Below are 25,260 nucleotides of genomic sequence, written 5' to 3' on the forward strand. Positions count from 1 at the left end.
CGTCGAGCGGAGCGACTAGAGCGCGGACACGATCGCCTCGACGCGACGCAACTTGTCGGCGATCGCGTCGCGTCGCTGGTGCGGATCGGAATCGTCCGTATCGGTGCCGGCGTCGCTTACGATCAGGGTCAATGCGCCTTCGATCCGGTGCAGCAGTTCGCGCTGCTTCACTTCGTCGTTGCCCGCCAGCAGGCGATCCAGCTCGTCCAGCTCCTGGCGGCTGATGGCGACGAGGTCCTCGAGCATCCGCTTCACGTCGTCGCGGCTGCCGTATACGGCGAGGAGGCGGTCGAGTTCGGCCTGCGGCCGGCTCGATTCGACATACACCGATTCGGTGACCGATGTGCTCAGCAGTGCGGAGAGCTTTGTCGCGAGCGCGTCGATCTGGATCGGCTTGGCCAGGAAGTCGTCCATGCCGGCCTCGCGGCATCGATGGACCTGTTCGGGCGAGGCGCTGGCCGACAGCGCGATGATCGGCAAGCGGGCGCCGTTGCCCTCCGTCTCGCGTACGCGCCGCGTGAGGACATAACCGTCCATCACCGGCATGTGGCAGTCGGTGATGAGCAGGTCGTAGTGGGCGCGCTGCAGTTCCGCCAGGGCGGCCTTGCCGTGTTCGACCAGGGTGTGCGCGTAGCCGAGCCGTTCCAGTTGGCGTGCGATGACGGCGCGGTTCACCGGATGGTCCTCGGCGACGAGGATGCGCGCGTGCTGCCGCGCCACGACCGGTTGCATCGACGCCGTCGCGTGTGCCGGCAGCCCCAGCGCGAGGCGGCAACTTTCCAGCAGATGGCGCATCGTCTCGGGATTGCCGCGCAACACGCGGGCCTGGGCGGCGGATGCGGGCGGATGCGTGTCCGCGTTCGAGGCCACGCGCAGGCACGGCCCGAGCGAGAGACAGGGCGCGTCGATATCGACGTCGACCACGAACAGGTCCGCTTCGTCGGCGGCGACGTCGGCCAGGTCCGACGCTTCCATTTCCATCACGCTGAAGCCGAACGAACTCAGACCATTGCTGATTTCCTGTGCGCGCAGTTCGTCGTGCACGCACACCACCACGCTGCGGCCTTCGAACTCCGTCACCGTGCGCAGTGGGCCCGCCACCGGCAGGCGGATGTCGAACGCCGCCAGTGTTCCCACCTGCGGCGTGCTTTCAAGATGCAACGTGCCGCCCATCATCTCCGCGAGGCGACGGCTGATCGACAGGCCCAGACCGGTGCCGCCGAAGCGGCGCGTTGTGGATGCCTCCGCCTGGGTGAAGGCCTGGAACAGGCGCGCGAGGTTCTCCGGTGCGATGCCGATGCCGGTATCGACCACTTCGATCCGCACGTGCTGTTCGTCCCCGGTTTCGCCGAGCAGGCGCGTGTGCAGAACGACATGGCCGTGTTCGGTGAACTTGAGCGCATTGCTCAGCAGGTTGGTCACGACCTGGCGGATGCGGGTGGCGTCGCCGCGGAACGCACCCGCGAGGCGCCAGTCCTGGATGGAGTAGAAGCGCAGCTGGCCTTCGCGTGCGCGCGCAGCGAACAGCCCCGCGATGCTGTCGACCAGCTCGCGCAGGTCGAACTCGGCGTCCTCGATCACCAGCCGACCGGATTCGATGCGCGAGTAGTCGAGGATGTCGTCGAGGATCTGCAGCAGCGCCTTCGCCGAGTCGCGCGCCATGATCGCCATGCCGGACTGCTCGGCGTCCAGCGGCGTGTGCGAGAGCAGCTCGACCATTCCGAGCACGCCCGTCATCGGCGTGCGGATCTCGTGGCTCATCGAAGCGAGGAAGATGCTCTTGGCCGCCGTGGCCGATTCGGCCTGCACCTTGGCGTCGCTCAAGGCCTGTGCCTGCTCGTGGGCCTGCGTCGTGTCGACCCAGTACCCGCTCCATTCGGCTCCACCGCCGGGTAGCGGGCGAGGCGCGCCGCCCTCGGTGCGCAACCAGCGCCAGCGTTCGCCGACGAGGACGCGGAAGTCGAACGCTGGAAGGGGCTTCAGTTCGGAAGCCGCCCGTTCGATTGTCTGCCGGAGCGGGCCCTGGTCGTCCGGATGGACGCGCGCGAATCCCACGGCTTCGTCGCGGAGCAGTTCCCCGGCGGAAACGCCAAGCATCCCCATGACGTCGCCGCCAAGGTAGCTGAAGCGTCGGTATCCGCGCGCGTCGACCTGAAACTGGTAGACGGTGCCGGGCATCGCCTGGGTGATGTCCGACAGGCGCTGCTCCGATGCGCGTGCGCGGGCCTCGGCGTTCTTGATGTCGCTCACGTCGACGATGGTGCCGAGCAGGCGCGAGGAATCGTCCTCCAGCCGGAAGGGCTGCAACCACAGGATCGTATGGCGCGTTTCAGCGTGCGCGTGGTCGGGGTGGACAACCAGCTCGCGACGCGCGCTCTCACCCGAGCGCAGCAACGCCATGTCTTCCTCGTGGAGGCCTTCGAGGTCGTCGCAATGCAGGTGCCAGTTCTCGATCAGCGTGCGGCCAAGCAGATCCGACCGCGTGCAGGCGAACATCGTCTCGTACGCGCGATTGACGGCGAGGTATCGTCCGTCCTGGTCCTTGACGAAGACCGCATAGGGAATGGTTTCCAGCAATGCCTGCTGGAAGCCGAGTTGCGCTTCGAGCGCGAGTTCCGCCTTGGCCCGCGCTTCGGATGCGCGACGCAGGCGCATGTAGGCCAGGCCGATCGCGCCGAGCACCAGCAGCGTGACGATGGTGCCGGCGATCACCCACCGCCACGGCAGGCCGTACACGTAGGCAGTGGTCAGCCAGCGCGCGCGGATTGCCTGGCGCTCTCCCTCGCCGAGGCCTCCGAAGACGCGATCGATCACCGGCAGCAGGGCGTCGTGCTCGCGGCGCACGCCCATCGCCAGTTCGACATCGAGTCCCGCCGGGCCGACCACACGCAGTTCGGCGGCGTAACGGTTGCGGATCAGCGCATCGATGGCGGGCAGCGTGCCGATGTAGGCGTCGGCGTTGCCGTCCGCGACCAGGCCGAGGCCGACCTCGTTGCTGCCGACAGGATGCAGCCTCGCCTTCGGCAGCAGCGCGCGCAGTCGCGCGATCAACCCGATCTCGTCGCGCACTGCCACGACCTTGCCCGCCAGATCCTGCGGGCCAGCGATCGGTGGACCCTGCAGGCGCGCGACGATCACTTCAGGGAAGTACTCGTAGGGCTGGCTGAAGCCCATCTCGCGACTGTCCAGATCGTTCGGGCTGCCGACCGCGATGAGGTCGACCTCGTGCGCGAGCACCATGCGCTGCAGGCTGTTCCAGTCGTCCGCGGGTATCAGCTGCAGACGCAGCCCGGTCCGCTTCTGCAGCAGGCGGACGTAATCCGCGGCGAGGCCGTCGAATTCGCCCTGGCCGTCGGCGAAGCTGTAGGGGTAACGGTCGATCTCGTAACCGATCTTCAGGACCGGCAATGTCGCCAGCCACGCCTGTTCCTTCGCCGTGAGCGTCGGGCGGGGAGCGGCGCTCGCGCCGGCCACTGCGCGAGCGGACTGCGGACGCTCGTCGGCCGCGCCCCAGCGGGATCGCAGCCGCGCCACTTCGTCGTCGCTGATCGTCGACTCGGCCTTGCGCAGGATCGCCGTCAGTTCGTTGCGATCGCGCCGTACGGCCGGGGCGATATCGATGCGCGGGCTGTCGAGCATGTCGATCATCACCAGGTCCGCCGTCGGACGCCGACTGAGCAGCGCCGCCGTGCGCGAGGCGATGAGTCCGATGTACGCGTCGGCTTCACCGCGCGCGACCATCTCCAGCGCCTGTCGCCCGTCGTCGGCGAACAGAAGCGTCGCATCCGGATAGCGGCGATCGAACTCCACCGCACCTTGCCGGAAGCGCCGTTCGAGCACGACGCGCGCGTTCGCGAGGTCATCCACGCTGCGGATCTGCAGGTCGCCCTTGCGCGCGACCAGCACCGGATAGCCGGACACGAACGGACGCAGGAGATGGAAGTGCTCCAGCCGTTGCGAGGAGATCGGTTGCGCGAGCAAGAGGTCGTAGGGGATGGGCTCGGGACCGAACGCCATCGCGCCCCAGTCGGTGTAGGGGTGGAACTCCAGCTGCAGGCCCGCGCGGCCTGCGAGCAGTCGCAGGTAATCCACGCCGAGACCTTCGGGCTGGCCGCCGTGCCAGGTTTCCAGCGGCATGTGGTCGCCAGCGAAGACACCGACCTGCAGCACTGGATGCGCCTGCCGCCACGCTTCCTCGGACGGTGAGAGCGCGAGGGTCCGCTGCGCCGCCGCCGGATACGTCTGCGCGGTCGCGATGTGTGCCATCAGCAGGAACAGCGCGCCAAGCACGGCCCGCAGGCGATCGCGGAACCGGGACGACTGGCCTGACGCAAACGGCATGGCGGTTATCGCGAAAAACGGGAAGAACCAGCGTAGACCCGGCACCCATCACGCACCATCGGACGGTTCCGAACCTGACTTCGCGGTCGATGCGCGATCCACATGCAGGAGGATCGCAAGTGCGGCATTCCGCTTAACAGGTGCTTCACGAATCGACTGCTTCGTCGCTCGACTCGCCAGTTGCGATGGCCGCGGACGGCATCGCTACCGCTGCAGTCAGGGCGAAGCCTTCGCGATATGCCGCGTGTCCACGTCCTTCCAGCTGCTGTCCGGATCGAACGCGGCCATCGCTTCGGCGAGCTTCGCGCTGTCGGGCCCGAGGTCCTTCTCGAACACTTCGCCGTCGTGGCTGACGATGAACGTCATCACGCCGCTGTCGCCGTAGCGCGCCGGCCATGCGACGAGGGCGAAGCCGCGACTCATGTGGTCGCCGATGAGGTAGCTGTATGCGCCACGCACGGCGGACGGGCCCTGCGCGGTGAGGATGCGGAAGTGGTAGCCGTTCCATTCGCCCGTCGGGGTGTCGTCGCCGAACAGCGGACCGAGCGGGCTTTCCTCGTCGTCCTGCGCCCAGTACAGCCCATCGTGCTGGCCGTCGGTACTGACGAACTTGCGTGCGTACTCGAGCACGCCATCGCCGTTTCGGTCGATCGTCGCGTAATCCATCTGCGCGTCGTGATACGCGAGTGCGGCCTGCACCGCGTCGCGTTCGTTCCGTCCGATGCGGCGCGCGCGGATCTCCGCTTCGCCGGCCTTCAGATCGAACGCCCAGCCGCTGCCGCTCTTCGCCAGCGGTACCGGCATGGTCCACGCATCCTTGCCGACGGTGAGCAGCTGGTGCGTGGCATCGGTCTTCTGGAACCAGTGCTTCTCGCGATAGCGCGTGAGGAAGGCATCGACGTCGTCGCGTTCGACGCTGCCACTGGGGACGTAGCGCGTCCAGTCGGAGCCGAGCACGGTCTGCAGCTGTGCCGGGTCGGCGGCGGTCGTGCCGAGCGCCGTCACCAGCGCATCGGCCGCGGCCTGCGGCGTGGCGTAGGACTGCTGCGCCATCGCCGGCATCGCGCACGACGACGCCAGCAGGAACACGACGATCAGGCGGATGGTTGCGGTCATCGGCATGCTCCTTTCAGCGACGGCGTCCGCCGCCGCCGCGCGACGGCGCGCGGGCCGGACGGCTCATCTGCCGCCCGCCGCCGCGCGAACTCTGCGGGCGCTGCGATGCGGAGAAACTGTTGTGGCCGCGACCGGAGTCCATGCGCGTCTGCGACGGATTGCGCGCACCGGAGAAGGCGTTGTCGTGCTGCCTCGCCTGCATGCCCGCGTTGTCGCGCGCACCCTGTCGCGCCTGCATGTTGTTGGCCTGCGTCGGACGCTGCATGTCGCCGCGGTTCTGGCCCGCGCCGGCCTGGCGCGAACGCGGCTGCTGGCTGATCTCGCGCGAGGCCTGTCCGGCCCGGTCGCGCGCTTCGCGATTGCTGGTCGCGGGCGTCTGGAAGCCGCGCTGCTCCATCGTCTGTCGCGCGCGGTCGCGATCGGCGGTGCGCGCGCCATCGCGCGTGCCCTCGCGACCGCGGAACGCATCGCGCTGGCCGGCGCCGTCGAGCTGGCGCCCGAACTTCTCGCGGCTGGCGTTATCGCGGTACGGCACGCCGTCGCGATTGGCCGCGTTGTGGCGCCACGTGTTGTCGTTGCGGTTGATCTGCCGGTTCGAGTTGATGTTGTTGTAGCGATTGACGTCGATGTCGACGTCGCCGCCCCACCAGTTGCAGTTGCCCCACAGCGCACCGCCGACCGCGACGCCGATGCCGAAACTGAAGAGCGCCGCGCCCGGGTAGTAGTACGCCGGCGGCGGATAGTAGTACGGCGGATACGACGGATACGCCCAGCTGCCGTAGACCGAACTGGGGTAGCTCGGCACGTACACGACCTGCGGATCGGCGGGTTCGATCACGATGGTCTGCGTGCCGGCCGGAACGGTGGTCGTGGTTGCGGTCGTGCCCGGTGGAGGCGCGGACTGCTTGGTGACCTTCTGCTGTTCGTTCGACTTGAGGTTGCCGGCCGCATCGGCCTGGCGGCGCAGCCGCTGCACCGATTCCATCACCGCTTCGGGCTGCGCGAGGAACGCATCGCCCATGCGCTGCACCCACGACGGATCCTGTCCGAGCACCGCAAGCAGCTGCGGGAACGCCACCAGCGACTGCACGCTGGGATCCCACGGCTGGTTGGCGACCTGCTTCACCGCCTCCTCGCCCTTGGCGTCCTTGTGCGCCTTCGACCACTCGACCGCATCGGCGACGTCGCCGGGATAGGTCGAGGCCATCAGCACCTGCGCCAGCAGCGTGTCCGGATACAGCGCGACCGGCGCCATCATCTGGTCGAGCTGCTCGCGACTGAACGTCTGCGACGAGGCGGTGGACGCCGCGGCAGGCGTGGCGGCGGGCTTCGATGCCTGTGCGCGTACGTCCGCGTCGAACGGTACGTCGACGAACGTCAGCAGCAGCGCGGCCGCCAGTAGATTGGGCACCCGTGTGCGCATGGGATCCTCCAGTCGCGCGGCGCGAGCGCGAAGCGCGCCGCGCGCGGTTCGTCGCCTACTTGCCGGCCTGTACGCCCTTGTCGACGATCAGCTTCACCACGACCTTGCGTGCGTTGGCGTTGCTGCCGCTGCCTGCGTCGGGCGCGATGCCCATTCCGTCGCCCGCACGCACGCGACCCGGCATGAGGCCGGCCTTCTGCTGCAGGAAATTGGCGACGGCATTGGCGCGGCGGATGCTCAGGCGCTGGTTCGCCTCGGCATTGCCGGTCGAATCGGTGAAGCCCTGCATCACGACCTGGTAGTCCTGGGTTTCCTTCGCCTTGGCGGCGAACGCCATCAGGTCGGACTGCGCGGTCCCGGACAGCTTCGTGCTGCCCGAATCGAACAGCACCTCGGCCGTTGCGAGCGCTTCGTACTTGCCGAACTCGTTCATGCGCGCCGTGGTCGGCGCCAGTCCGGCCTGCACCTGCTGCGCGGTCTTGAAGTCCTCCGACTTGAAGGAGACTTCGCTCGCGCTGAAGCCACTGCCCGCGGCGACGGCGTCGACGGTCACCGGCAGGCCGGGGATCAGCGCGCCCTGCTCGACCTTCTCGTGCACCACGCCGGTCAGGCCCTTGGTCTTCTTGTAGGTCGTGGACGGCGACAACGTGATGGTCTGCTCGACGTTGTTCGCGTCCTTCACGACGATCGTGTCGCCCTGGACCGAGGTGATCAGGCCCTTGATCTTGCTCTTGTCGCCGTCCGCGGCGAAGGCGGAAACGGCGGCCAGCGCGCTCGCGAGCGCAACGGTCAGGATCAGCGGCGACCGCAACTTCTGGATACTCATGGGGGAAGTCCTCGTAGTGGACGGCGGGGCGTCCGGCCCCGTCCAACGCCCCTTCTACGCCGTTCAGGGCGGGCCTCAATTGGCCTTTGGCCCCATCGGTGGGCGCATCGCGCCGGCGTCACGGCCTGTCCGCCGGATCCGCCGGTACGGCATCCGTGCTCGTTGCCCGGAACGTGGGAATCCAGACTTCACGCGCCGTATTCCGAGCCCGGATGGCCGAGCGCTGGGCTCCGCTGCCCAGTGTCATCGCTCGGAGCGCCGGGAAGGGAAGCCCCGCACGCCGGCCCCGCAGCTCGAATCGCCGTGCGACGAGCCCCGTGTGCCGGGTTCCGAGCCCGGATCGTCGAGCGTCCAGCCTCGCCGGTCGGGCTCGTCGCCCGGAGTGCCGGGCACGGGAGCCCGGCGCGCCGAGCTCGGAGCTCCGCCTGCCGGGCGACTGGCCCGGCGTTCCGGGCCCTTCGCTCCGACCGCCGAGCACTCCTGCCTCGCGCGCCGAGCAGAAGGCAGCGACCGCCGTGTTCCGCCCCTCGCGCGCCGATTGCCTGGTGTCCAAGCCCACTTTCGGCGCAACGCGCTTGCACTAAGATGGTGCAATGTCCGCGCACCCACTGCCCGACGCCGAACGACCCGACCTCGATGGCCTGACCACGCCGATGGCGTGGAGCGACGAGGAAGGCGCGATCGTCGGCTGCAATGCCGCGTTCTCGCGCTGGCTCGGGGTCGGTGCGCGGCGCCTGATGGGCTGGCCACTGGCCGGACTCGACGGTGGCGACAGCCACCTGGCCGAAGCGATGGCCCGGCTCGACGCCGCCGACGCGCCGCTGCGCCTGCGCCGCAGCCGGCTGCGTTACGCCGACGGCGAGGAATGCTTCGCCGACCTGTGGCTGAGCCGGCGCGATGAAGGCGGCTGGCTGCTGGAAGCGCATCCGGTCGACGAATTTCCGGGCGACGATCCGGCGCTGCTGTTGCCGTCCGTGTTGTCCGCCTCGCTCAAGGGTCTCGCCCACGAACTGCGCAATCCGCTCGCCGGCCTCAAGGGCGCGGCGCAACTGCTGTCACGCCGGCTCGAAGCCGACCCCGGCGATTCGCGCGAACTGGTGGCGATGATCGGCAGCGAAGTCGAACGCCTCACCGGTCTGGTCGATCGCCTGCTCACGCCCGCGCCACCGCGCCCGCACGCGCCGCTCAACATCCACGCCGTGCTCGAACGCGTGCTGCGCCTGGGCGAAAGCGACGCCGGCTGGGCGGTGCGGCTGGTGCGCGACTACGACCCGAGCCTGCCCGAATTCGCCGGCGACGCCGACCGCCTGATGCAGGCGGTATGGAACCTGGTGCGCAACGCCATCGAGGCCGGCGCCACGCACGTCACGCTGCGCACGCGCGCCGAGCACGCGGTGCGCATCGCCGACACCGTGCATCCGATCGCATTGCGGTTGGAAATCATCGACGACGGCCGCGGCGTGCCGGAAGAACTCACCGAACGTTTGTTCCTGCCGCTGGTGTCGGGTCGCGCCGAAGGCAGCGGTCTCGGCCTCGCGCTCGCGCAGCAGGTCGCGCGCGAGCATCGCGGCTCGCTGGCGTACCGCTCGCGACCGGGCCACACCGTGTTCACCCTGCTGCTGCCGTTGCAGATCGAGGAAGAGGAGACGTGATGCCTGCATCGTCGTGGTCATCGAGGGCAGGCGCATGAGCGGCGCACGCGTGTGGGTGGTCGACGACGACCGCAGCGTGCGCTTCGTGCTCGCCACCGCGCTGCGCGAAGCGGGGTATCGCGTCGACGGTTTCGAGAACGCGCGCGACGCACTCGACGCCCTGTCCGAACGCGGCGCACCGGACCTGCTGTTCACCGATGTGCGCATGCCCGGCGATGACGGCCTGGTGCTGCTCGACAAGCTCAAGGCGCAGGCGCCGAAGCTGCCGGTGATCGTGATGAGCGCGTACACCGACGTGGCCAGCACCGCCGGTGCGTTCCGCGGCGGTGCACACGAATTCCTGTCCAAGCCGTTCGACCTCGACGAAGCCGTAGCGCTGGCCGAACGCACGCTCGCCACTACCGCCGAGGCCGCGCCGCAGCGCGAGGACGCCGCCACGCAGGAAGATGCGCTGATCGGCGACACGCCGGCGATGCGCACGCTGTTCCGCGCGATCGGTCGCCTCGCACAGGCACCGCTGTCGGTGCTGGTGACCGGCGAGACCGGCACCGGCAAGGAGCTCGTCGCGCGCGCGCTGCACCGCGAGTCGCCACGCGCGAAATCGCCGTTCGTCGCGCTCAACACCGCCGCGATTCCGGCCGAACTGCTGGAAAGCGAACTGTTCGGCCACGAGGCCGGCGCGTTCACCGGTGCGCAGCGCCGCCACACCGGCCGCTTCGAACAGGCGCACGGTGGCACGCTGTTCCTCGACGAGATCGGCGACATGCCGTTGTCGCTGCAGACGCGGTTGCTGCGCGTACTCGCCGAGGGTGAGTTCTTCCGCGTCGGTGGACGCGAACTGATCCGCGTCGACGTGCGCGTGATCGCGGCCACCCACCAGGACCTGGAGACGCTGGTCGCCGACGGACGCTTCCGTGCCGACCTGCTGCATCGCCTCGACGTCGTGCGCCTGCGCCTGCCGCCATTGCGCGAGCGTCGCGAGGATATCCCGCGCCTGGCGGAACGTTTCCTCATCGCCGCCGCCGGACGCTTCGACGCACCGGCCAAGCGCTTCGCGCCCGCCGCGCTGGAACGCCTCATCGCCTACGACTGGCCCGGCAACGTGCGCCAGCTCGAGAACCTGTGCTGGCGACTCGCCGCGCTCGCACCGGGCGACACCATCGGCCGCGAGGATCTCGACGAAGCGCTTGCGGCCACACCGGGCAAGGACAGCCCGCACGTCGATGGCGATGATGACTGGGATCGGCGCCTGTCCGCATGGGTGCGCGCGCAGCTGGAGCTCGGCCGCGACGACATCCACGCGCAGGCGCGCGAACGCTTCGAGCGCGCGTTGTTCGACGCGGCGCTCGAGCACACCGGCGGGCGTCGCACCGAAGCGGCTGCGCGCCTGGGCCTGGGCCGCAACACGCTGACGCGCAAGCTGGGTCCGGGACGTCGGCGTTCGTAGCCGCACCGAGTTTCACCGCTGCACGACCCCGGCGCGATTAGGCTGCGTCGTGTCCGGGTCGTATCCGCATCACCGAATGGAGACGTTGATGAACACCTCGCTGACCACTGCCCTGCTCGCCGCGTCCGTCGTGGCCCTGTCCGCCTGCAGCTCCACGCCCTCGACGAAATCCTCGTCGTCCGCGGCCGGCCCCGCGCCCGTCTCCACCGCGAAGGCCGCCAACGTGAACCTCGCCGCGGCGTCGGCGAGCCTGGTCAGCGGCAAGCTCAGCGTCGTGCCGATGAGCGATGGCGTGCATATCACCGGCGAAGTCGGCGGCCTGGCGCCCAACAGCACGCACGCGATCCACATCCACGAGAAGGGCGATTGCAGCGCGGCCGACGCGAGCAGCGCGGGTGGCCATTTCAATCCGTCCGGCGCGCCGCACGGCAAGGTCAGCAGCGGCGCGCACCACGGTGGCGACATGGACAACATCGTCGCCGACCGCGAAGGCGTGGCGAAGGTCAACGTGCATGCCAGCGGCGTCACGCTCGGCGGCGGCGCGACGAACGACGTCGCCGGCAAGGCGGTGATCGTCCACGCCTCGCCCGACGACTACAAGACGCAGCCCACTGGCAACGCCGGCGGCCGCATCGCGTGCGGCATCATCACCGTCACGCAGTAAACCTCGCATCGGAGGCCGCATCGTTCGGGGTTAGGATGCGGCCATGACCCGACTGCGCATCCGCGAAGCCCACGCCCACGACCGCGACCTGCTCGCGCAGTGGGCGATGGCGATGGCGCTGGAAACCGAGCACAAGCACCTGGACGAAGCGACGGTGCGCGCCGGCATGGCGGCGGGCATCGCCGATCCATCGAAGGCACGCTATTTCATCGCGATGCAGGAGTCCGACATCGCCGGCCGCGAGACCATCGCGGCGCCGGTCGGCACACTGATGCTCACGCGCGAATGGAGCGACTGGCGCAACGGCGACTGGTGGTGGATCCAGAGCGTTTACGTGCCACCGGAGCATCGGCGGCAGGGCGTGTTCGCGACGTTGTACCGGCACGTCGAGGCACAGGCGCGCGCGACGCCGGGAGTGATCGGCCTGCGCCTGTACGTGGAGCGCGGCAACGCGAATGCACAGCGCACGTACCAGTCGCTGGGCATGGTCGATGCGGGGTACGACATCTTCGAGGCGGAGTTTGCGCGGGGGTGATCGGGCGCGGACACCTTGCGATTGGAGATCGGCTGAGTGCAATCGCACGTTCGACTGAGGGTGTCTGAGCCACAGAGCCCGAGTGACAGCCTTGAGCCACAGCGTTGAGCAACAACAGTGCCGTAGCCCGGGTAAGCGAAGCGCACCCGGGGAGTGCAGGGAATGCCCCGGGTGCGCTCCGCTTACCCGGGCTACCAGAATGACGTTGCTGTTGCCGTGCACTGCTCGCGCTCTTCGCCCTTCAGCGACTTCCGAGCGAGCCGAGCACCGGAGCCGGAAAGGGGCCGAAGAGCCGCCCACTGTTTGAGCGCAGCGAGTTTGGGCGGCGTGCCCCTTTACGGCGTAGGCGCGCAGGGCACCGCCGCGTAGCGGCGGCTCGTGAGAGGAGCGAACGGTTTTGGTTACTTTTGCCAGGACAAAAGTAACCCGCTCGCTTGCGAGCGGAAGCTGTTGCTGTTGTTGCTCAAGAGCTGTTGCTCAGAGCTAAAGAGCGAAGGCCCCGACAATCACGCCAGCGCCGCGCGCCCCTCATCCGTGCAATGCACGAAATTCACCGGAATCCCGTGCGCGCCCAGCACCGCGGCGATCTGCCGCTGCCGTGCCTGGAAATGCCGGTGCTGCTGCTCCAGCCGGCTGCGGCATTCGGGTGTATCGCAGGGCGCTTCGGTCGCATAGCGCTGCTTCCACGCGCGCGGTTCGAACAGCGCGATGCGCGCTTCGCCGTCGGCGTAATGCACCAGCGGTTCGGGCGGCGCGTCGAGCCAATGTTCGCCGGCCGGTTCCAGCAGCGCGGTTTCCAGCAGCGGCCACAGCGGCGAAAGGCCAGCGTGGTCGTACTGCATCGCCATCATCGCGGCGAGGTCGTGCACGGTCAGGTAGCGCGCGTGTTCGACCTGCAGGCCGAAGGCGTGCTGCGCGGCCAGTGCGGTCGCCGCGCCAGCCATGCCGCGCTCGAGCAGTTCGCGCTCGAACGCATCGCCGACACGCGCGGCGATCGCTTCGTCGCCGCCGAGCACGAACGGCACCAGCCGGAACGGGCCGCCGGCGTGGTCGGGCGACGGCGTGAGTGCGCCCGGCAGCTGCGATTCGTGCGATCCGAAGGCGATGATGCGGCCGGCTTCGGCGCCGGCACGCGGTGCGCGCGCGGCGAGCTGTTCCAGTTCACGGTGCAGCGGCCAGCCGGGACGCAGCAGCTCGACCGGGTCGTAATGCGCGCCGACGGTGACCAGGTCGAGTGAGCTGGCCTCGGAGGCGAAACCCGCCAGGTCCTGCGCGATCAGACCGGCCAGCGCCCCGACCTCGTTCTGCGCCAGGGCCTGCCGGACCACCGGTGCGTCGCCCCGAAGCTCGAGCGCGAGCGCCCCGAGCACGTGCAGGGAAGCGGGCGGGGCGGGCAGGGCGGACTCGGCTGGCGTCATGGATACGGTGGCGTTTGGTCGCTCGCGAAGGCGGCGCTACACTTCGGTCCATTATGCCCGCCCGGGCGTCAACGCCCGGGCGACTCTCTCTTTTCCGATGTTCCCCCGCGAGGTGTAGCGATGCGTCCTGCCCGTCCCGTTGCCGTGCTTGGTGGCGTCCGTATCCCGTTCTGCCGCCAGAACACGGCCTATTCGGACGTCGGCAACCTGGGCATGTCGGTGCGCACACTCGGCGCGCTGGTCGAGAAGTTCGGCCTGCACGGCCAGCAGCTGGGCGAAGTCGCGATGGGCGCGGTGATCAAGCACTCCAGCGACTGGAACCTCGGCCGCGAGGCCGCATTGTCGTCGGGCCTGTCGCCGTTGACCCCGGGCATCACCCTGCAGCGCGCCTGCGGTACCTCGCTGGATTCGATCGTCCACATCGCCAACAAGATCGCCGCCGGCCAGATCGACTCCGGCGTCGGCGGCGGTTCCGACACCACCTCCGACGTGCCGATCGTGTACGGCCGCAAGTTGCGCCGCCGCCTGCTCGAAGCCGCCCGCGCCAAGACGCCGCGCGACAAGCTGGCCGCGTTCAAGGGCTTCCACCTGCGCGAGCTCAAGCCCGAATTCCCGGGCGTGGCCGAGCCGCGCACCGGCAAGTCGATGGGCGAGCACTGCGAGGACATGGCGAAGGAGTGGAACATCTCGCGCGACTCGCAGGACGAGTGGGCGCTGTCCTCGCACCTGAAGCTGGCCGCGGCCTACGAGCGCGGTTTCTTCGACGATCTGGTGGTGAGCTTCCGCGGCGTGTCGCGCGACAACATCCTGCGCGGCGACAGTACGCTGGAGAAGCTGGCCTCGCTGAAGCCGGCGTTCGACAAGACCTCCGGTCGCGGCACGCTGACCGCGGGCAATTCCACGCCGCTGACCGACGGTGCGTCGGCGTGCCTGCTGGCGTCGGACGAATGGGCGCTGTCGCACGGTCTGGAGCCGCTGTGCTACCTGCGCGATGCGCATGTCGCGGCGGTGGACTTCGTGCACGGCGAGGGCCTGCTGATGGCGCCGACGGTGGCCGTGCCGGAGATGCTCAAGCGCAACGGCCTGACCCTGCAGGACTTCGACTTCTACGAGATCCACGAGGCCTTCGCCGCGCAGGTGCTGTGCACGCTGCGTGCGTGGGAGAGCGAGGAGTACTGCCGCAACCGCCTCGGCCTGGACGCGCCGATGGGGCGCATCGACGTCAGCAAGATCAACCCGAACGGGTCCTCGCTGGCGGCCGGCCACCCCTTCGCCGCGACCGGTGCGCGCATCGTCGCCACCGCCGCCAAGGAGCTGAAGCAGCGTGGCGGCGGCCGCTGCCTGGTGTCGATCTGCACCGCCGGCGGCATGGGCGTGGTCGCCATCCTGGAGCGCTGACCGCCCGAAAACGCGAACTGCAGCACAGAAATGTTGCAGGTCGCCGGGCCCAGGCCTAGGATCGGCGCGCGGGCTGGGCGGTGTGGGGACACCGTCCGAGATCGGCCCGCGAACGCTCCCAGCGGGCGCTACCGCTGGCAACGCACGTTTCGGGGGAAACGATGTCGACGATCCAACCGCACGGGTCCACGAGGGCCCGGCTCGATGCCGCCTTGGCCGAGTTCTCTACCGACGCATGGCGCGACGGCAAACAACTGGTGGTCCGACCCGGCTGCACGCTGCCCGACCGCTGCATCAAGTGCAACGAGCCGGCGCAGCGGCTCACGCGCCGCAGCTTCTACTGGCACCACCCGGGGCTGTACGTGGTGGCCCTGCTCAACCTGCTGATCTACGCGGTGATCGCCATCTTCGTGCGCAAGCGCACGCCGGTGACGGTCGGCCTGTGCCGCCAGCACCAGACGCGGCGGAGCATCGTCCTCGCGCTGGCGACGGTGGGCGCGCTGGCGGGAACGGCGGTCGCGTTCAAAGGGCTGATCGACATGAGCTACGTGGTCGTCGGCATCGGCGCATTCGTGACACTGGCGAGCCTGGTGTTCGGCATCGTCGCCGGACGCGTGCTCGTGGTGACGCGCATCGGCGAGAACTACACCCGGTTCGACGGTGCAGGCGCGGAATTCCTCGCCAGCCTGCCGACGTTCTACCGCACGCGCTGACCGCATCGCACCCTCGCCCGAGGGTGCGGACGGCTCATTGCCGCAGGCGCGGCACGCCGTGTTCGTCGCGTTCCTCGACCACGGCCTGGTCGAAGATCGTCTGGCGCATGTCGCGTCCGGGCAGTTCGAGCGCGGCCTCGCCGCGCGCGGAACGCAGCGCGTTCGCATAGCACAGGCGCGCGAGTTTCTCCTCGCCGGCCTCGGCGAAGCCGGCACCGAGTTCCTCCCACGCCTCGCTGTGCGCACCCTGCGCGAGTGCGCGGTGCAGGTAGGCCTCGGCCTGCGGCCACTGGCCCTGCGCGCGTGCGATGCGCGCCAGTGTCGACAACAACGCCGGGCTGCCCGGATGCGACGGCAGCCAGCGCTCGGCGTTGGTGCGGCGTTCGTCGAGGCGACCGACCGGAAGCCGTCCGTACAGCGCGACCAGCGATTCGTCCCAACGCGCATCCAGCGCCTGTTCGACGCTGCGCGTGGCGGCTTCGTCCCAGCGCATCGCGGCGGCGCGTTCGGCGTAGGCGGACACTGCGGCCGGATCGTGGCGCAGCGGCTTGGGCAGCGCTTCCCAACGGTCGGCGAGCACATTGGCGTCGGCCGCTTCGCGCAGCGATGCCGCGCCCCACTGTGCTTCGAGCGTGGCGAGGCGTTCGTTCGACAGCGCCTGCTGCTGGCGCAACGCGCCGAGCAGGCCGTAGGCCTCGCCGCTGCGACCGAGCGCGGCCAGCGCTTCGCCGCGCAGCACCAGTCCACGCGGCGGTAGCGGTGTCGCCGACGGTGCATCGAGCAGTGCGAGTGCATCGGCGGGGCGGTCGTGCGCGAGTGCGAGCTCGGCTTCGGCGATCGCGCGAGTACCGGCGTGGTCCAGGCCGATCGCGGCCAGATGCGCGCGCGCCGCGGCATCGTCGCCGCGCGCCTGCGCGGCACGCGCCGCACCGACACGCGCGACGGCGAGGGCGTCGGGTTCGTCCGCGGCCTGCGCGAGCAGCTTTTCCGAACGCGTCCATTGCCCCTGGTGCAGCGATTCGAACCCGTCGATCAGGCGTGCGCGTGCCTGCCGGCGACGGTGTCGGCGCATCGCCGCGAACGGCAGGTTGGCCAGCTTCCACACCAGCCACAGCACCGCCAGCGCGACCAGGAGCAACGCGATCGCCTTGGGGACGTTGGTGGTGTAGTCGTTGCCGCCGTAGCGAACCAGCACGTAGCCGGGGTCCTGGACGAGCAACTGCGCGAGCAGTGCGCCGACCAGCGCCAGCACGATCCAGAACAGCACGTTGCGGAAGAGGTTCATGGCGACTTCGGCTCCTTGCGTCGCGAATGGCCGTTCAATGCGCGGTGCGCAGCTGGCGCAACTGCTGCAGTGTGCTGCCCAGCGTCGGAAGCGTGAGTGAAAGCGGGCGCGTGGCGATGGCGCGCAGGCGCGCGCGCTGTTCGTGCAGGGTCGGCGATTCCGGCCACAGGCGCGCCATCCACGTCTCGGCGCGTTGCAGCGCGGCGCGGAAACCGGCTTCGTCGCGACGCTCGGCGGCGGCGCGAGCGAGCGAGATCTCCAGCTGCAACCCGGCGGCCGCGGCGATGCGATCGGCCGGCTGCACCGCGACCGCGCGATCGCTCGGGCGCACGTCGATCAATCCGGCGAACGCGCGGCGCCACCACGGCGCATCCGGTGTCGACGTCGCGGTCGGCTCGACCGGTGCGGCCGTGATCGTCTGCGCGAGTGCGTCGAGTTCGGCCATCGCGCGCACGCGCGGTTCGGTGCCGAGCGCCTCGATGCCGGCGCGCTCCTGCTGCAGGGTCTGGCGCAGGCTGAGGTAGGCGGGATCGACGACGCCGTCGAGCACGTGCCCGGCCAGCGCATAGGCGCGGCGTGCGCCTTCCAGGTCGCCGGCGATCAGCAGGCGCTGCTGGCCCAGGCTGAGCAGCAGTTCGGTCTCGTCCAGGCGCAACGCCTGCGCGCCGTGCAGGTCGGGATCGGCGAGCTTGGACACGGTGTCTTCGATCAGCGCCGCGCGCTGGCCGATGCCGAGCAGTTCGTCGCGCAGCACGCGGTTGGTCGCGTCGGCCTGTTGCAGGCGTTGCAGCTGCGCGCGCTGGTCGCGGCGGATCGCATCGATGCGGCCCTGCAGTGCTTCCACGCGCTGGTCGGCATCGAGCGCGGCCTCGCGTTCGCGATCGCTGCGCGCCTGCCATTGCATCCAGCCGTACCCGCCCGCTGCGGCAACCAGCAGCACCAGCAGCAACCAGGCCCAGCCACGCGAACGTCGCGGTGCAGCCGGAGAAAGGGTCGGATCGGGAGTGGCGGACACGGCGGTACGGGGCGGGAAGACCGCGCCATGCTACCGGAGCGCCACGCGTCACGCCGGAGGCGCGGTTCCGCTGGCGGCGGCGAAAAGGTCGGCGGGACGCGCGCTGCGGGCGACGATCGCCTCGGCGAAACCGTGCGCGCGGGCGAGGTCGGCGAGGCGCTCGCTGGCCGCGACGACGCGGGCACGGCGCAGGCGTTCCAGCGCATCCGGCGGCAGCGTCGCCAGCAGGTACTCCAGGGCTTCGCCGCTGGACAACGCCAGCGTCGCCCGCTCGCGCAAGGCCAGCAGGTGCGCGATCGACTGCGGCGAGGGCGCGATCGGCACGCGTTCGTACACGTCGGCGCGCAGCACGTTCGCGCCGCGCGCCTGCAAGGCCGGGATCAGCACGCCGCGACCGCCCGGTGCCGTGACGAACCCGATCGTCTGTCCGTCGATGTCGATCAGACCCGGCAACGCGAGCAGTCCTTCGCTGTCCATCCGCGTCGGCGCTTCGACCTCGGCGATGCCGGCGCGATGCAGAGCCGCCGCCGTGCCTGCACCGACCGCGAACCAGCGTTGCCCCGCGCGCGAGGCCAACGGCTGCAGCGCGCGTGCCGCACGCACCGCGACCGGGCTGGTGAACAGCACACGCGGTGCATCGAGTGCGGTGCGCAGGGCGCGGCGCGAGGCCTCGTCGTCGCGCCAGCGCAGTCGCCACGGCGACAGCGCGATCACGCCCAGACCCACGCGCGCGGCGGCGCGGCGCATCGGCGCATGCTCGCCGCGCGGGCGCAGCGAGATCACGAACCGCTCGGGCGTGCGTACTGGCATCGCACCAGCATAGCCGCCGGCGCGCGGACTCCTACAATGGGCACGATTCCCCCACCGATCCCTGCATGAACCTCCACCACGAACACGACGCCGCACTGCGGCGCCTGCACGAGCACTACCAGTCGATGCCGCCGGTCGCGGCGATGGACGTGCGCGTCGCCGGTTACGACGGCAACCGCCTGCGCCTGCACGCGCCGCTGTCCACGCACGTCAACGACAAGGGCTGCGCGTTCGGCGGGAGCCTCGCGTCGATGATGACGCTGGCCTCGTGGGGACTGGTCTCGCTGCACGTGGAAGCGGCGGGGCTGCAGGCCGAGGTGTTCGTGGCCGACAGCCAGATCCGCTACCTGGCGCCGTTGTTCGCCGACCTGGATGTCGAGGCCGAACTGGCGCCCGACTCCAGCTGGCCCGGCTTCATCGCGACCCTGCGTGAACGCGGTCGCGCCCGTACCGGGCTGGTCGCGCGCGCGCGGCTTCCGGACGGTGGAATCGCGACCGAGTTCACCGCCCGCTACGTCGCCATCGCCAAGTCCTGAGCCAAGCCCGCGGCGACGGGCTAGGATGGCCGAAGTTCCGGAGGGGAATGCCCGATGCGCCGTCTGACCCAGCTTGCAGCCCTGGCGCTGCTCGCCCTGCTGTCCACCTTCAGCGTGTCCGCGCTGGCCAAGAGCAAGATGGAACAGCTGCAGAGCAACCAGTACGCCTGGTCGGGCGCGATCCGTTGGGGTGATTTCGAAGGCGCTCTGAGCCTGATCGACCCGGCCTACCGCGAGGCGCACCCGGTCAGCGACCTGGAGCTCAAGCGCTACGAGCAGGTCCAGATCACCGCTTATCGCGAGCGCAATTCCAGCGCCGACAAGAAGGGCGGCGTGGCGATGCGCGACATCGAGATCGGCGTGGTCAACCGCCACACCCAGGCCGAACGCACCGTGCGCTACCGCGAAGAGTGGCGCTGGAACGATGCCGACAAGAACTGGTGGCTGGTGACCGGACTGCCGGACCTGTGGGGCGGCGAATGACGCGCTGAGCGCCCGTCGCGGGGCCGGACCGCCCCGGTTTTGCGCCACCGCCGGCACTGGGCGACAATCCCGGCCCCGTTTCCGTCGCCGTGATGCCGTGAACTTCCAAGAACTGCTGGCCTTCGCCGAGCGCCACCCCCTCCTGTCCCTGGCGCTGGTCGGCCTGACCCTGGCGATCATCTACACCGAGGTCGCGCGGTTGTTCCGTGGCTACAAGGCGCTGCGTCCGGCCGAACTGACCGGACTGATGAACCGCGACAACGCACTGGTCGTCGACCTGTCGGCGAGCGGCGATTTCGAGAAGGGCCACATCGCCGGCAGCAAGTCGGTGCAGCCCAGCCAGTTCGATCCGGAAAACAAGCTGCTGGCCAACGCCAAGTCGCTGCCGGTGGTGGTCGTGTGCCGCAACGGACAGGCGTCCGGCGATGCGGCCAAGCGCCTGAAGAAGGCTGGCTTCGAACAGGTGTACTGGCTCGACGGCGGCATCGCCGCGTGGCAGAACGCCGACCTGCCCCTGGTCAAGGGTCGCGCCTGACCCTCGCGACGGCCGGTTCGTTTTTCTCAAACGGCCGGCCTTGATCGCCTCGCGGGACGCCCCAACACCGTCTTTGGGGACAGCACACACCGCTTGCCGCGGACGCGCCGACTCGCGCAATCTGAACAGCCGGGCGCGCCAGGGGCGCGTGCCATAATCGACCACTTTCCGCATTTATTGCCTGGAGTTACGAGATGTCCGAAGAAAACGTCAACGGCGCCGCCGCGTCCACCGAAGCCAACGGTCCGGCGTTCACCGTCGAGAAGATCTACGCCAAGGACGTCTCCTTCGAGGTTCCGGGCGCACCGGCCGTGTTCAACGAGCAGGCCCAGCCGCAGCTGCAGATGAACCTCAACCAGAGCGTGCAGCGCCTCAACGACAACGCGTTCGAAGTGGTCCTGGGCATCACCCTGACCTGCAACGCGAACGACAAGGCCATGTACGTCGTCGAAGTGAAGCAGGCCGGCGTGTTCGGCCTGGCCGGCTTCGACGCCCAGACCCTGGACGGCATGCTCGGCACGCATTGCCCGAACGTCCTGTACCCGTACGCACGCCAGCTGATCAGCGACCTGATCCAGGCCGGCGGCTTCCCGCCGTTCTTCCTGCAGCCGATCAACTTCGACGCGCTGTACGCCGAAGGCCTGCGCCAGCGCGCGGCGCAGCAGGCCGGCAGCGGCCTGGCCGACGCCGAGACCGCCGGCAACGCCTGATCGCGTCCGCGGCATGGAAGCGAACGCACTTCCTAGCGTCGCGGTGCTCGGTGCGGGTTCCTGGGGCACCGCCCTCGGAGCCCTGATCGCGCGGCACGGTCATCCGACCGTGCTGTGGGGGCGGGATGCCGACGGCATCGCCGCCATCGACCAGCGCCACGAGAACCCGCGCTACCTGCCCGGCATTCCGTTGCCGGACTCGCTGCGCGCGACCACCGACCTGGCCGACGCCCTCGTGGGCGCCGATCTGGTGCTGGTGGTCGTTCCGTCGCACGCCTTCGCCGAAACCCTGCGCAAGCTCGCGCCGCACCGACCGGCGCATGCCGGCGTGGCGTGGGCGACCAAGGGTTTCGAGCCGGGCAGTGGCCGGTTCCTGCACGAAGTCGCCGAAGAGGTGCTCGGCAGCGACGTGCCGCTGGCCGTCGTCACCGGCCCGTCGTTCGCCAAGGAAGTCGCGCAGGGCCTGCCCACCGCGCTGACCGTCCACGGCAGCGATGCCGGCTTCGCCCAGGCGGTCGCCGATGCGCTGCACGGTCCGGCGTTCCGCGCCTACACCGGCAACGACATGCTCGGCGCCGAACTCGGCGGCGCGATGAAGAACGTGCTCGCGGTCGCCACCGGCGTCGCCGACGGCATGCAGCTCGGTCTCAACGCGCGCGCGGGCCTGATCACGCGCGGGCTCAACGAAATGCTGCGGCTCAACCACGCGATCGGCGGCAAGGCCGAGACGCTGATGGGCCTGGCGGGTCTGGGCGACCTGGTGCTCACCTGCACCGGCGATCTCTCCCGCAACCGTCGCCTGGGCCTCGCCCTGGGACGCGGGCAGTCGATCGACGAAGCCGTGCGCGAGATCGGACAGGTGGTCGAATCGGTGCAGACCGCCGACGAAGTGATGCGCCAGGCCGAACGCCACGGCATCGAGCTGCCGATCTCCAGCGCGGTGCAGTGCGTGCTGCACGGCGAGATCACGCCCGCGGAGGGCCTGCGCCTGCTGCTGGCGCGCGAGCAGAAGCCGGAATATCCGCGCGACCTGTTCGGTTGATGAAACAAAAAAGCCCGGCGCGAAGCCGGGCTTTTTCTTTTGCATCGAAGGCGGCGCTCAGAAGCTCGCGCGCATGCCCACGGCGACCTGCGAGAACTCGCTGCCGGCTTCGAATTCGCCGACGATGCCCCAGGTCGAACCCAGCTTGTACTGCAGGCCCGCGCTCACGCTGCCGGCGCTGTCGTACACGTCGCCGTCGGTGTAGTTGGCCTTGACCCACACCTCGACCGGATCGGCGATCAGATGGCGCACGCCCACGGCGATGCGCACGTCCGTACCGTCCTGGCTGCCTTCGCCGTCGTTGTCGATGTCGATCTCGGTGCCGAGCACGCTGAGCTCGGCGACAAGGTCGGTGCGCTCGCGCAGGCTGTGGTGGTAGCCCAGGCCGACGTTGTACTGCGACATGTCGATGCCGACTTCGCCCAGCTGGCCCACGAACGGCGCGGACACGCCCAGGTCGTCGTCGCCGGCGCGGTAGCCGCCGAAGATGTGCCAGGACGGCGCGATCTCGGCCGAGCCGGCGATGAAGAAGCCCGCGGCTTCGATGTCGTCGATCTCGAAACCATCGACCTGCGGCAGGTCCTGGTTGAGCTGGGCGTAGCCGCCTTCGATATAGGTGTAGCTGTGGCCGTCGGCCATCGCGGCGAACGGCGCCGTCGCCAGCGCGAGCGCCAGTGCGAGTTGCTTCTTCATGTTTTCCCCAGTGATGTTCTTGTAAGTGCGTGCCGCAGGGCGGCGACGCACCTTACCGCGACCCCGGGCGAACCGTGAGTGCCGCCTGCGCGAACTGCAACCGGGCTCCCGATACGAAAAACCCGGCCTTGGCCGGGTTCTTCGTTGCCGCATGGAGGCGTCTCAGAAGCTGGCGCGCACGCCGGCCGAGAAGCGGCTCAGGTCGTCGATGACTTCGACTTCGGCCACGATGCCCCAGGTCTTGTTGAACTTGTACTGGCCACCGGCGGTGCCGATGAAGTCGCCGCTGACTTCGCCAAGGTCGATGTAGCCGAGCTTGACCCAGCCCTCGAGGGTGTCGGAGCCGCCACGCAGGCCGAGCGCGGCGCGGCCGCCCTTCGACGTCAGGTCGTCGGAGCCGCTATCGCCGTCGGAGGTCGAGAACGAGAAGTCCTCGTCCAGACGCACGTAGGCCAGCTCGCCGATGAAGTCGACCTTCTCGCCCATCGCCATGTGGTAGCCCAGGCCGAACTCGCCCTGCTTCAGCTCATCCTCGACGTCGAAGGTGACGACGTCGCCGCCGCCGAAATCGATCGCGACGGAGTCGTCGTCCTTGCCCTGGCTGTACGAGCCGAACACGTAGAACGACGGGCTGAGCTCGAACGAGCCGCGGATGTAGCCGCCGTCGGCGGTGAAGTCGCCGAGCAGTTCGTCGTCGTAATCGATGTTGGCCTGGGTGTAGCCGCCCTCGACATAGGTGTAGCTCAGGCCGTTGCCCTGCGCGGACGCAACGAACGGCGCGGCCGCCAGCACGGCGGCCAACATGAGACGCTTCTTCATGAAATCCCCTGATCCTTTGGTGATGTGGTCCTACCGCCATTGCAGCGGCGCGCGCACGATATCCGAATGCGCTGGTTGTCACAATCTGTCCGGAACCCTGTCAAAAAAGAAGCCCGGCCTAGGCCGGGCTTCCAGTCGCGATAGTGGGGGAGAGAGAGATATCGCGATGAAACAGTTGCTGGCAGCGGCGCTTAGAAGCTGGCGCGCGGACCGATGAAGTACGCGGTGTAGCCGTCGACGAACTTCACTTCGCCGTTGATGCCCCAGGTCTGGTTGAACTTCACCTGGGCGCCGACCTTGCCGTAGAACTCGCTGTCGGCGTGTTCGTAGTCCTCGAAACCAGCCAGGGCGTAGCCCTCGAAGTTCGGGGTGAACGCGCCGCGCACGCCGGCTTCGACGCTCCAGCCGTCGGCATCGGTGCCGCTGAAGTCGATGCCGCCGACGCGCACGCCGTCGGTTTCGGACTTCTGGTAGGCCACGCGGGTCAGCAGGTCGAGCTGCGAGTTGAGCTCGTGGTTGTAGCCGACACCGATGTTCCACTGGTCGACGTCCACGCCATTGACGCGGCCGAGCACGGTGTCGAAATCGTCGGTTTCCTGGCCGCTGTAGCCGCCGAAGATGTGGAAGTTCGGGGCGATCGCAGCCGAACCGTTGATGGCCCAGCCATCGGCGTCCGGACCGCTGTCGACGCTGGTACCGGCGTAGCCGGCTTCGACGTAGGTGTACGACACGCCTTCCGCGGCCGAAGCGGCGAACGGCAGGGCAGCCAGGAGGGTCAGGGCAAGCAGGGAACGCTTCATTGGGTCTCAGCCTCTTGTGTTCTTGGTTGCCGGGGCCGGGCTTCATCAGAAGCACATCGGGGGCGGCTCCGGTGACGTGAAGTATCCGGAGCTAACCGAAATTTAACCTGAATACTAAACTGCAAGGTGCAGGAACTTCCCCGGCGCAGGCCGGTCGCGCCTGGCGCGCCAGGGGTTCAGATGGGGGTACGCGCCCGCTGTCAGGCCCGTAGCCCGCGCTCAAGTCCGCGCGAACCGGCGTCGAGGTGGCACCGCCACGCGGGGCCCGACGTGCATGCAACGGCCTTGCCTTCAAGGACTGCGCACGGACTCCTGCGTCGAGATCACGCGCCAGGCGTTGCCTTCCTTCAGATACACGTCGGTGTAGGCGACGCTGAGCGGTTGCGCACCCGGCGCGCGGTAGTCGTTGATGCCCGTCACCACGGCCACGTTGCCGTGCATGCGTACCTGCACGTTGCGCAGCGTCTGCGTGGCGCCCTTCGGCAGCGGTGGGGCCGCCACGGTCGTCGCCTTGTCGCGTACCTGCCCACGCATCGTGGTGTTGACGTACGCCGGATGCAGCAGCTTGTCGACGAAGACCCGATCGCCGCGACCCACCGCGTCGATCCATTGCTGCTCGAGTGCCTTGATCGTCGCCGCGTCGTCGGCGTGCGCCGACAGCGATGCAAGCACCAGTGCGAGCGCGAAGAAAGTTCGGAAAGAAGTACGCATGGCCGTCTCCGAATGTAGGGACGAACGAACTGCCGACCGCAGCGGCGCTGCCCATCGGGCGGACGAGTATGCGGCAGCGAAAGTTATCCCACCGTGCGTGTCGGCCGCCGCTGGATGACATTCGGAAAGTTCCTAATTTCAGGGGTTTCCGTGGGCCCGCGCACGGTGAACGCCAGCGCAATCGATCCGGTGGAAAAAAAGCCAGATTAAGAAAAATCCCATGTTGGTGTGGATGCGCGGTTCCTAGCATTTCTCCCGCACTCCCGACTTGTTGCATCTCGACGAAAG

23 protein-coding genes are annotated in these 25,260 nt (G+C 69.0%); 11 read left to right on the forward strand and 12 right to left on the reverse strand.

Annotated features, from left to right (window positions below):
* Positions 1 to 15: 15 nt before the first annotated feature.
* From FOF45_RS07530 to FOF45_RS18265, 4 genes are all read right to left on the reverse strand, one after another.
* Positions 16 to 4,341 carry an ATP-binding protein gene (locus tag FOF45_RS07530; protein WP_158983533.1) on the reverse strand — a complete coding sequence of 1,442 codons (4,326 nt, stop codon included), beginning with the start codon at positions 4,339 to 4,341 and terminating at the stop codon, positions 16 to 18.
* A 216-nt stretch (positions 4,342 to 4,557) separates the two neighbouring features.
* Positions 4,558 to 5,457 carry a DUF2950 domain-containing protein gene (locus FOF45_RS07535; RefSeq protein ID WP_158983536.1) on the reverse strand — a complete coding sequence of 300 codons (900 nt, stop codon included), beginning with the start codon at positions 5,455 to 5,457 and terminating at the stop codon, positions 4,558 to 4,560.
* Between the two features lie 13 nt (positions 5,458 to 5,470).
* A complete protein-coding gene (locus FOF45_RS07540; protein WP_158983539.1) occupies positions 5,471 to 6,880 on the reverse strand; it encodes a DUF3300 domain-containing protein in 1,410 nt (469 codons plus the stop codon).
* 55 nt (positions 6,881 to 6,935) lie between these two features.
* Positions 6,936 to 7,706 (reverse strand): OmpA family protein, encoded by a 771-nt coding sequence (locus FOF45_RS18265; RefSeq protein ID WP_158983542.1) that lies wholly within the window; start codon positions 7,704 to 7,706, stop codon positions 6,936 to 6,938.
* Between the two features lie 593 nt (positions 7,707 to 8,299).
* Here FOF45_RS18265 and FOF45_RS07550 point away from each other — a divergent pair.
* From FOF45_RS07550 to FOF45_RS07565, 4 genes are all read left to right on the forward strand, one after another.
* Positions 8,300 to 9,358, forward strand: a complete 1,059-nt coding sequence (locus tag FOF45_RS07550) for a two-component system sensor histidine kinase NtrB (protein ID WP_158983545.1) — start codon at positions 8,300 to 8,302, stop codon at positions 9,356 to 9,358.
* 34 nt (positions 9,359 to 9,392) lie between these two features.
* Positions 9,393 to 10,805, forward strand: coding sequence for a nitrogen regulation protein NR(I) (gene ntrC / locus FOF45_RS07555; protein ID WP_158983547.1), 1,413 nt, complete (start codon positions 9,393 to 9,395; stop codon positions 10,803 to 10,805).
* Between the two features lie 88 nt (positions 10,806 to 10,893).
* Positions 10,894 to 11,469 (forward strand): superoxide dismutase family protein, encoded by a 576-nt coding sequence (locus tag FOF45_RS07560; protein ID WP_158983550.1) that lies wholly within the window; start codon positions 10,894 to 10,896, stop codon positions 11,467 to 11,469.
* A gap of 43 nt (positions 11,470 to 11,512) precedes the next feature.
* Positions 11,513 to 12,004 carry a GNAT family N-acetyltransferase gene (locus FOF45_RS07565; protein WP_158983552.1) on the forward strand — a complete coding sequence of 164 codons (492 nt, stop codon included), beginning with the start codon at positions 11,513 to 11,515 and terminating at the stop codon, positions 12,002 to 12,004.
* A 506-nt stretch (positions 12,005 to 12,510) separates the two neighbouring features.
* On the opposite strand, the gene FOF45_RS07570 is transcribed toward FOF45_RS07565, so the two are convergent.
* Complete coding sequence (locus tag FOF45_RS07570) at positions 12,511 to 13,422, reverse strand: hypothetical protein (protein ID WP_158983555.1); 912 nt, start codon at positions 13,420 to 13,422, stop codon at positions 12,511 to 12,513.
* Positions 13,423 to 13,542: 120 nt separating this feature from the next.
* On the opposite strand from FOF45_RS07570, the gene FOF45_RS07575 reads away from it, so the two are divergent.
* Positions 13,543 to 14,820, forward strand: a complete 1,278-nt coding sequence (locus tag FOF45_RS07575) for an acetyl-CoA C-acetyltransferase (protein WP_158983557.1) — start codon at positions 13,543 to 13,545, stop codon at positions 14,818 to 14,820.
* A gap of 212 nt (positions 14,821 to 15,032) precedes the next feature.
* Complete coding sequence (locus FOF45_RS07580) at positions 15,033 to 15,533, forward strand: hypothetical protein (protein WP_158983560.1); 501 nt, start codon at positions 15,033 to 15,035, stop codon at positions 15,531 to 15,533.
* A gap of 34 nt (positions 15,534 to 15,567) precedes the next feature.
* Here FOF45_RS07580 and FOF45_RS07585 read toward each other — a convergent pair whose 3' ends face one another.
* The 3 genes from FOF45_RS07585 to FOF45_RS07595 are packed head-to-tail and all read right to left on the reverse strand — an operon-like array spanning position 15,568 to position 18,643.
* Positions 15,568 to 16,818: a heme biosynthesis protein HemY gene (locus FOF45_RS07585; protein ID WP_158983563.1), complete on the reverse strand. Its 1,251-nt coding sequence runs from the start codon at positions 16,816 to 16,818 to the stop codon at positions 15,568 to 15,570.
* Positions 16,819 to 16,852: 34 nt separating this feature from the next.
* Positions 16,853 to 17,833 carry a uroporphyrinogen-III C-methyltransferase gene (locus FOF45_RS07590; protein WP_158983566.1) on the reverse strand — a complete coding sequence of 327 codons (981 nt, stop codon included), beginning with the start codon at positions 17,831 to 17,833 and terminating at the stop codon, positions 16,853 to 16,855.
* Between the two features lie 48 nt (positions 17,834 to 17,881).
* On the reverse strand, positions 17,882 to 18,643 hold the full coding sequence (locus tag FOF45_RS07595) for a uroporphyrinogen-III synthase (protein ID WP_158983569.1): 762 nt from the start codon (positions 18,641 to 18,643) through the stop codon (positions 17,882 to 17,884).
* 65 nt (positions 18,644 to 18,708) lie between these two features.
* On the opposite strand from FOF45_RS07595, the gene FOF45_RS07600 reads away from it, so the two are divergent.
* The 5 genes from FOF45_RS07600 (at position 18,709) to FOF45_RS07620 (ending at position 21,949) form a co-directional block, all read left to right on the forward strand.
* Positions 18,709 to 19,179: a YiiD C-terminal domain-containing protein gene (locus tag FOF45_RS07600; protein WP_158983572.1), complete on the forward strand. Its 471-nt coding sequence runs from the start codon at positions 18,709 to 18,711 to the stop codon at positions 19,177 to 19,179.
* 54 nt (positions 19,180 to 19,233) lie between these two features.
* Positions 19,234 to 19,662, forward strand: coding sequence for a hypothetical protein (locus FOF45_RS07605; protein WP_158983575.1), 429 nt, complete (start codon positions 19,234 to 19,236; stop codon positions 19,660 to 19,662).
* Between the two features lie 97 nt (positions 19,663 to 19,759).
* The gene (locus FOF45_RS07610; protein ID WP_158983578.1) at positions 19,760 to 20,197 is read left to right on the forward strand and encodes a rhodanese-like domain-containing protein; all 438 of its coding nucleotides are present in this window, start codon (positions 19,760 to 19,762) and stop codon (positions 20,195 to 20,197) included.
* A 194-nt stretch (positions 20,198 to 20,391) separates the two neighbouring features.
* Positions 20,392 to 20,907 (forward strand): protein-export chaperone SecB, encoded by a 516-nt coding sequence (gene secB, locus FOF45_RS07615; protein ID WP_158983580.1) that lies wholly within the window; start codon positions 20,392 to 20,394, stop codon positions 20,905 to 20,907.
* Between the two features lie 13 nt (positions 20,908 to 20,920).
* Positions 20,921 to 21,949, forward strand: coding sequence for an NAD(P)H-dependent glycerol-3-phosphate dehydrogenase (locus tag FOF45_RS07620; protein WP_158983583.1), 1,029 nt, complete (start codon positions 20,921 to 20,923; stop codon positions 21,947 to 21,949).
* A gap of 57 nt (positions 21,950 to 22,006) precedes the next feature.
* Here FOF45_RS07620 and FOF45_RS07625 read toward each other — a convergent pair whose 3' ends face one another.
* The 4 genes from FOF45_RS07625 to FOF45_RS07640 all read right to left on the reverse strand — a co-directional run bounded on the left by FOF45_RS07625 (position 22,007) and on the right by FOF45_RS07640 (position 24,972).
* Positions 22,007 to 22,642 (reverse strand): outer membrane beta-barrel protein, encoded by a 636-nt coding sequence (locus FOF45_RS07625; protein WP_158983585.1) that lies wholly within the window; start codon positions 22,640 to 22,642, stop codon positions 22,007 to 22,009.
* A 162-nt stretch (positions 22,643 to 22,804) separates the two neighbouring features.
* Positions 22,805 to 23,461 (reverse strand): hypothetical protein, encoded by a 657-nt coding sequence (locus FOF45_RS07630; RefSeq protein ID WP_158983588.1) that lies wholly within the window; start codon positions 23,459 to 23,461, stop codon positions 22,805 to 22,807.
* Positions 23,462 to 23,652: 191 nt separating this feature from the next.
* The gene (locus tag FOF45_RS07635; RefSeq protein ID WP_158983591.1) at positions 23,653 to 24,261 is read right to left on the reverse strand and encodes an outer membrane beta-barrel protein; all 609 of its coding nucleotides are present in this window, start codon (positions 24,259 to 24,261) and stop codon (positions 23,653 to 23,655) included.
* 291 nt (positions 24,262 to 24,552) lie between these two features.
* Positions 24,553 to 24,972: a nuclear transport factor 2 family protein gene (locus FOF45_RS07640; protein ID WP_158983594.1), complete on the reverse strand. Its 420-nt coding sequence runs from the start codon at positions 24,970 to 24,972 to the stop codon at positions 24,553 to 24,555.
* Positions 24,973 to 25,260 lie beyond the last annotated feature (288 nt).

Origin of the sequence: Lysobacter panacisoli (genome assembly GCF_009765165.1) — a bacterium.
In the GTDB taxonomy this organism is placed as follows: Bacteria; Pseudomonadota; Gammaproteobacteria; order Xanthomonadales; family Xanthomonadaceae; genus Lysobacter_J; species Lysobacter_J panacisoli.

Excerpts from the sequence above, each read along its gene's own strand:
- FOF45_RS07640 (WP_158983594.1), bottom strand. The coding sequence starts at position 24,972 with ATGCGTACTTCTTTCCGAACTTTCTTCGCGCTCGCACTGGTGCTTGCA.
- FOF45_RS07595 (WP_158983569.1), bottom strand. The coding sequence starts at position 18,643 with ATGCCAGTACGCACGCCCGAGCGGTTCGTGATCTCGCTGCGCCCGCGC.
- FOF45_RS07630 (WP_158983588.1), bottom strand. The coding sequence starts at position 23,461 with ATGAAGAAGCGTCTCATGTTGGCCGCCGTGCTGGCGGCCGCGCCGTTC.
- FOF45_RS07625 (WP_158983585.1), bottom strand. The coding sequence starts at position 22,642 with ATGAAGAAGCAACTCGCACTGGCGCTCGCGCTGGCGACGGCGCCGTTC.
- FOF45_RS07550 (WP_158983545.1), top strand. The coding sequence starts at position 8,300 with ATGTCCGCGCACCCACTGCCCGACGCCGAACGACCCGACCTCGATGGC.
- FOF45_RS07560 (WP_158983550.1), top strand. The coding sequence starts at position 10,894 with ATGAACACCTCGCTGACCACTGCCCTGCTCGCCGCGTCCGTCGTGGCC.
- FOF45_RS18265 (WP_158983542.1), bottom strand. The coding sequence starts at position 7,706 with ATGAGTATCCAGAAGTTGCGGTCGCCGCTGATCCTGACCGTTGCGCTC.
- FOF45_RS07530 (WP_158983533.1), bottom strand. The coding sequence starts at position 4,341 with ATGCCGTTTGCGTCAGGCCAGTCGTCCCGGTTCCGCGATCGCCTGCGG.
- FOF45_RS07540 (WP_158983539.1), bottom strand. The coding sequence starts at position 6,880 with ATGCGCACACGGGTGCCCAATCTACTGGCGGCCGCGCTGCTGCTGACG.
- FOF45_RS07585 (WP_158983563.1), bottom strand. The coding sequence starts at position 16,818 with ATGAACCTCTTCCGCAACGTGCTGTTCTGGATCGTGCTGGCGCTGGTC.
- FOF45_RS07635 (WP_158983591.1), bottom strand. The coding sequence starts at position 24,261 with ATGAAGCGTTCCCTGCTTGCCCTGACCCTCCTGGCTGCCCTGCCGTTC.
- FOF45_RS07575 (WP_158983557.1), top strand. The coding sequence starts at position 13,543 with ATGCGTCCTGCCCGTCCCGTTGCCGTGCTTGGTGGCGTCCGTATCCCG.
- FOF45_RS07605 (WP_158983575.1), top strand. The coding sequence starts at position 19,234 with ATGCGCCGTCTGACCCAGCTTGCAGCCCTGGCGCTGCTCGCCCTGCTG.
- FOF45_RS07565 (WP_158983552.1), top strand. The coding sequence starts at position 11,513 with ATGACCCGACTGCGCATCCGCGAAGCCCACGCCCACGACCGCGACCTG.
- FOF45_RS07600 (WP_158983572.1), top strand. The coding sequence starts at position 18,709 with ATGAACCTCCACCACGAACACGACGCCGCACTGCGGCGCCTGCACGAG.
- ntrC (WP_158983547.1), top strand. The coding sequence starts at position 9,393 with ATGAGCGGCGCACGCGTGTGGGTGGTCGACGACGACCGCAGCGTGCGC.
- FOF45_RS07620 (WP_158983583.1), top strand. The coding sequence starts at position 20,921 with ATGGAAGCGAACGCACTTCCTAGCGTCGCGGTGCTCGGTGCGGGTTCC.
- FOF45_RS07570 (WP_158983555.1), bottom strand. The coding sequence starts at position 13,422 with ATGACGCCAGCCGAGTCCGCCCTGCCCGCCCCGCCCGCTTCCCTGCAC.
- secB (WP_158983580.1), top strand. The coding sequence starts at position 20,392 with ATGTCCGAAGAAAACGTCAACGGCGCCGCCGCGTCCACCGAAGCCAAC.
- FOF45_RS07535 (WP_158983536.1), bottom strand. The coding sequence starts at position 5,457 with ATGACCGCAACCATCCGCCTGATCGTCGTGTTCCTGCTGGCGTCGTCG.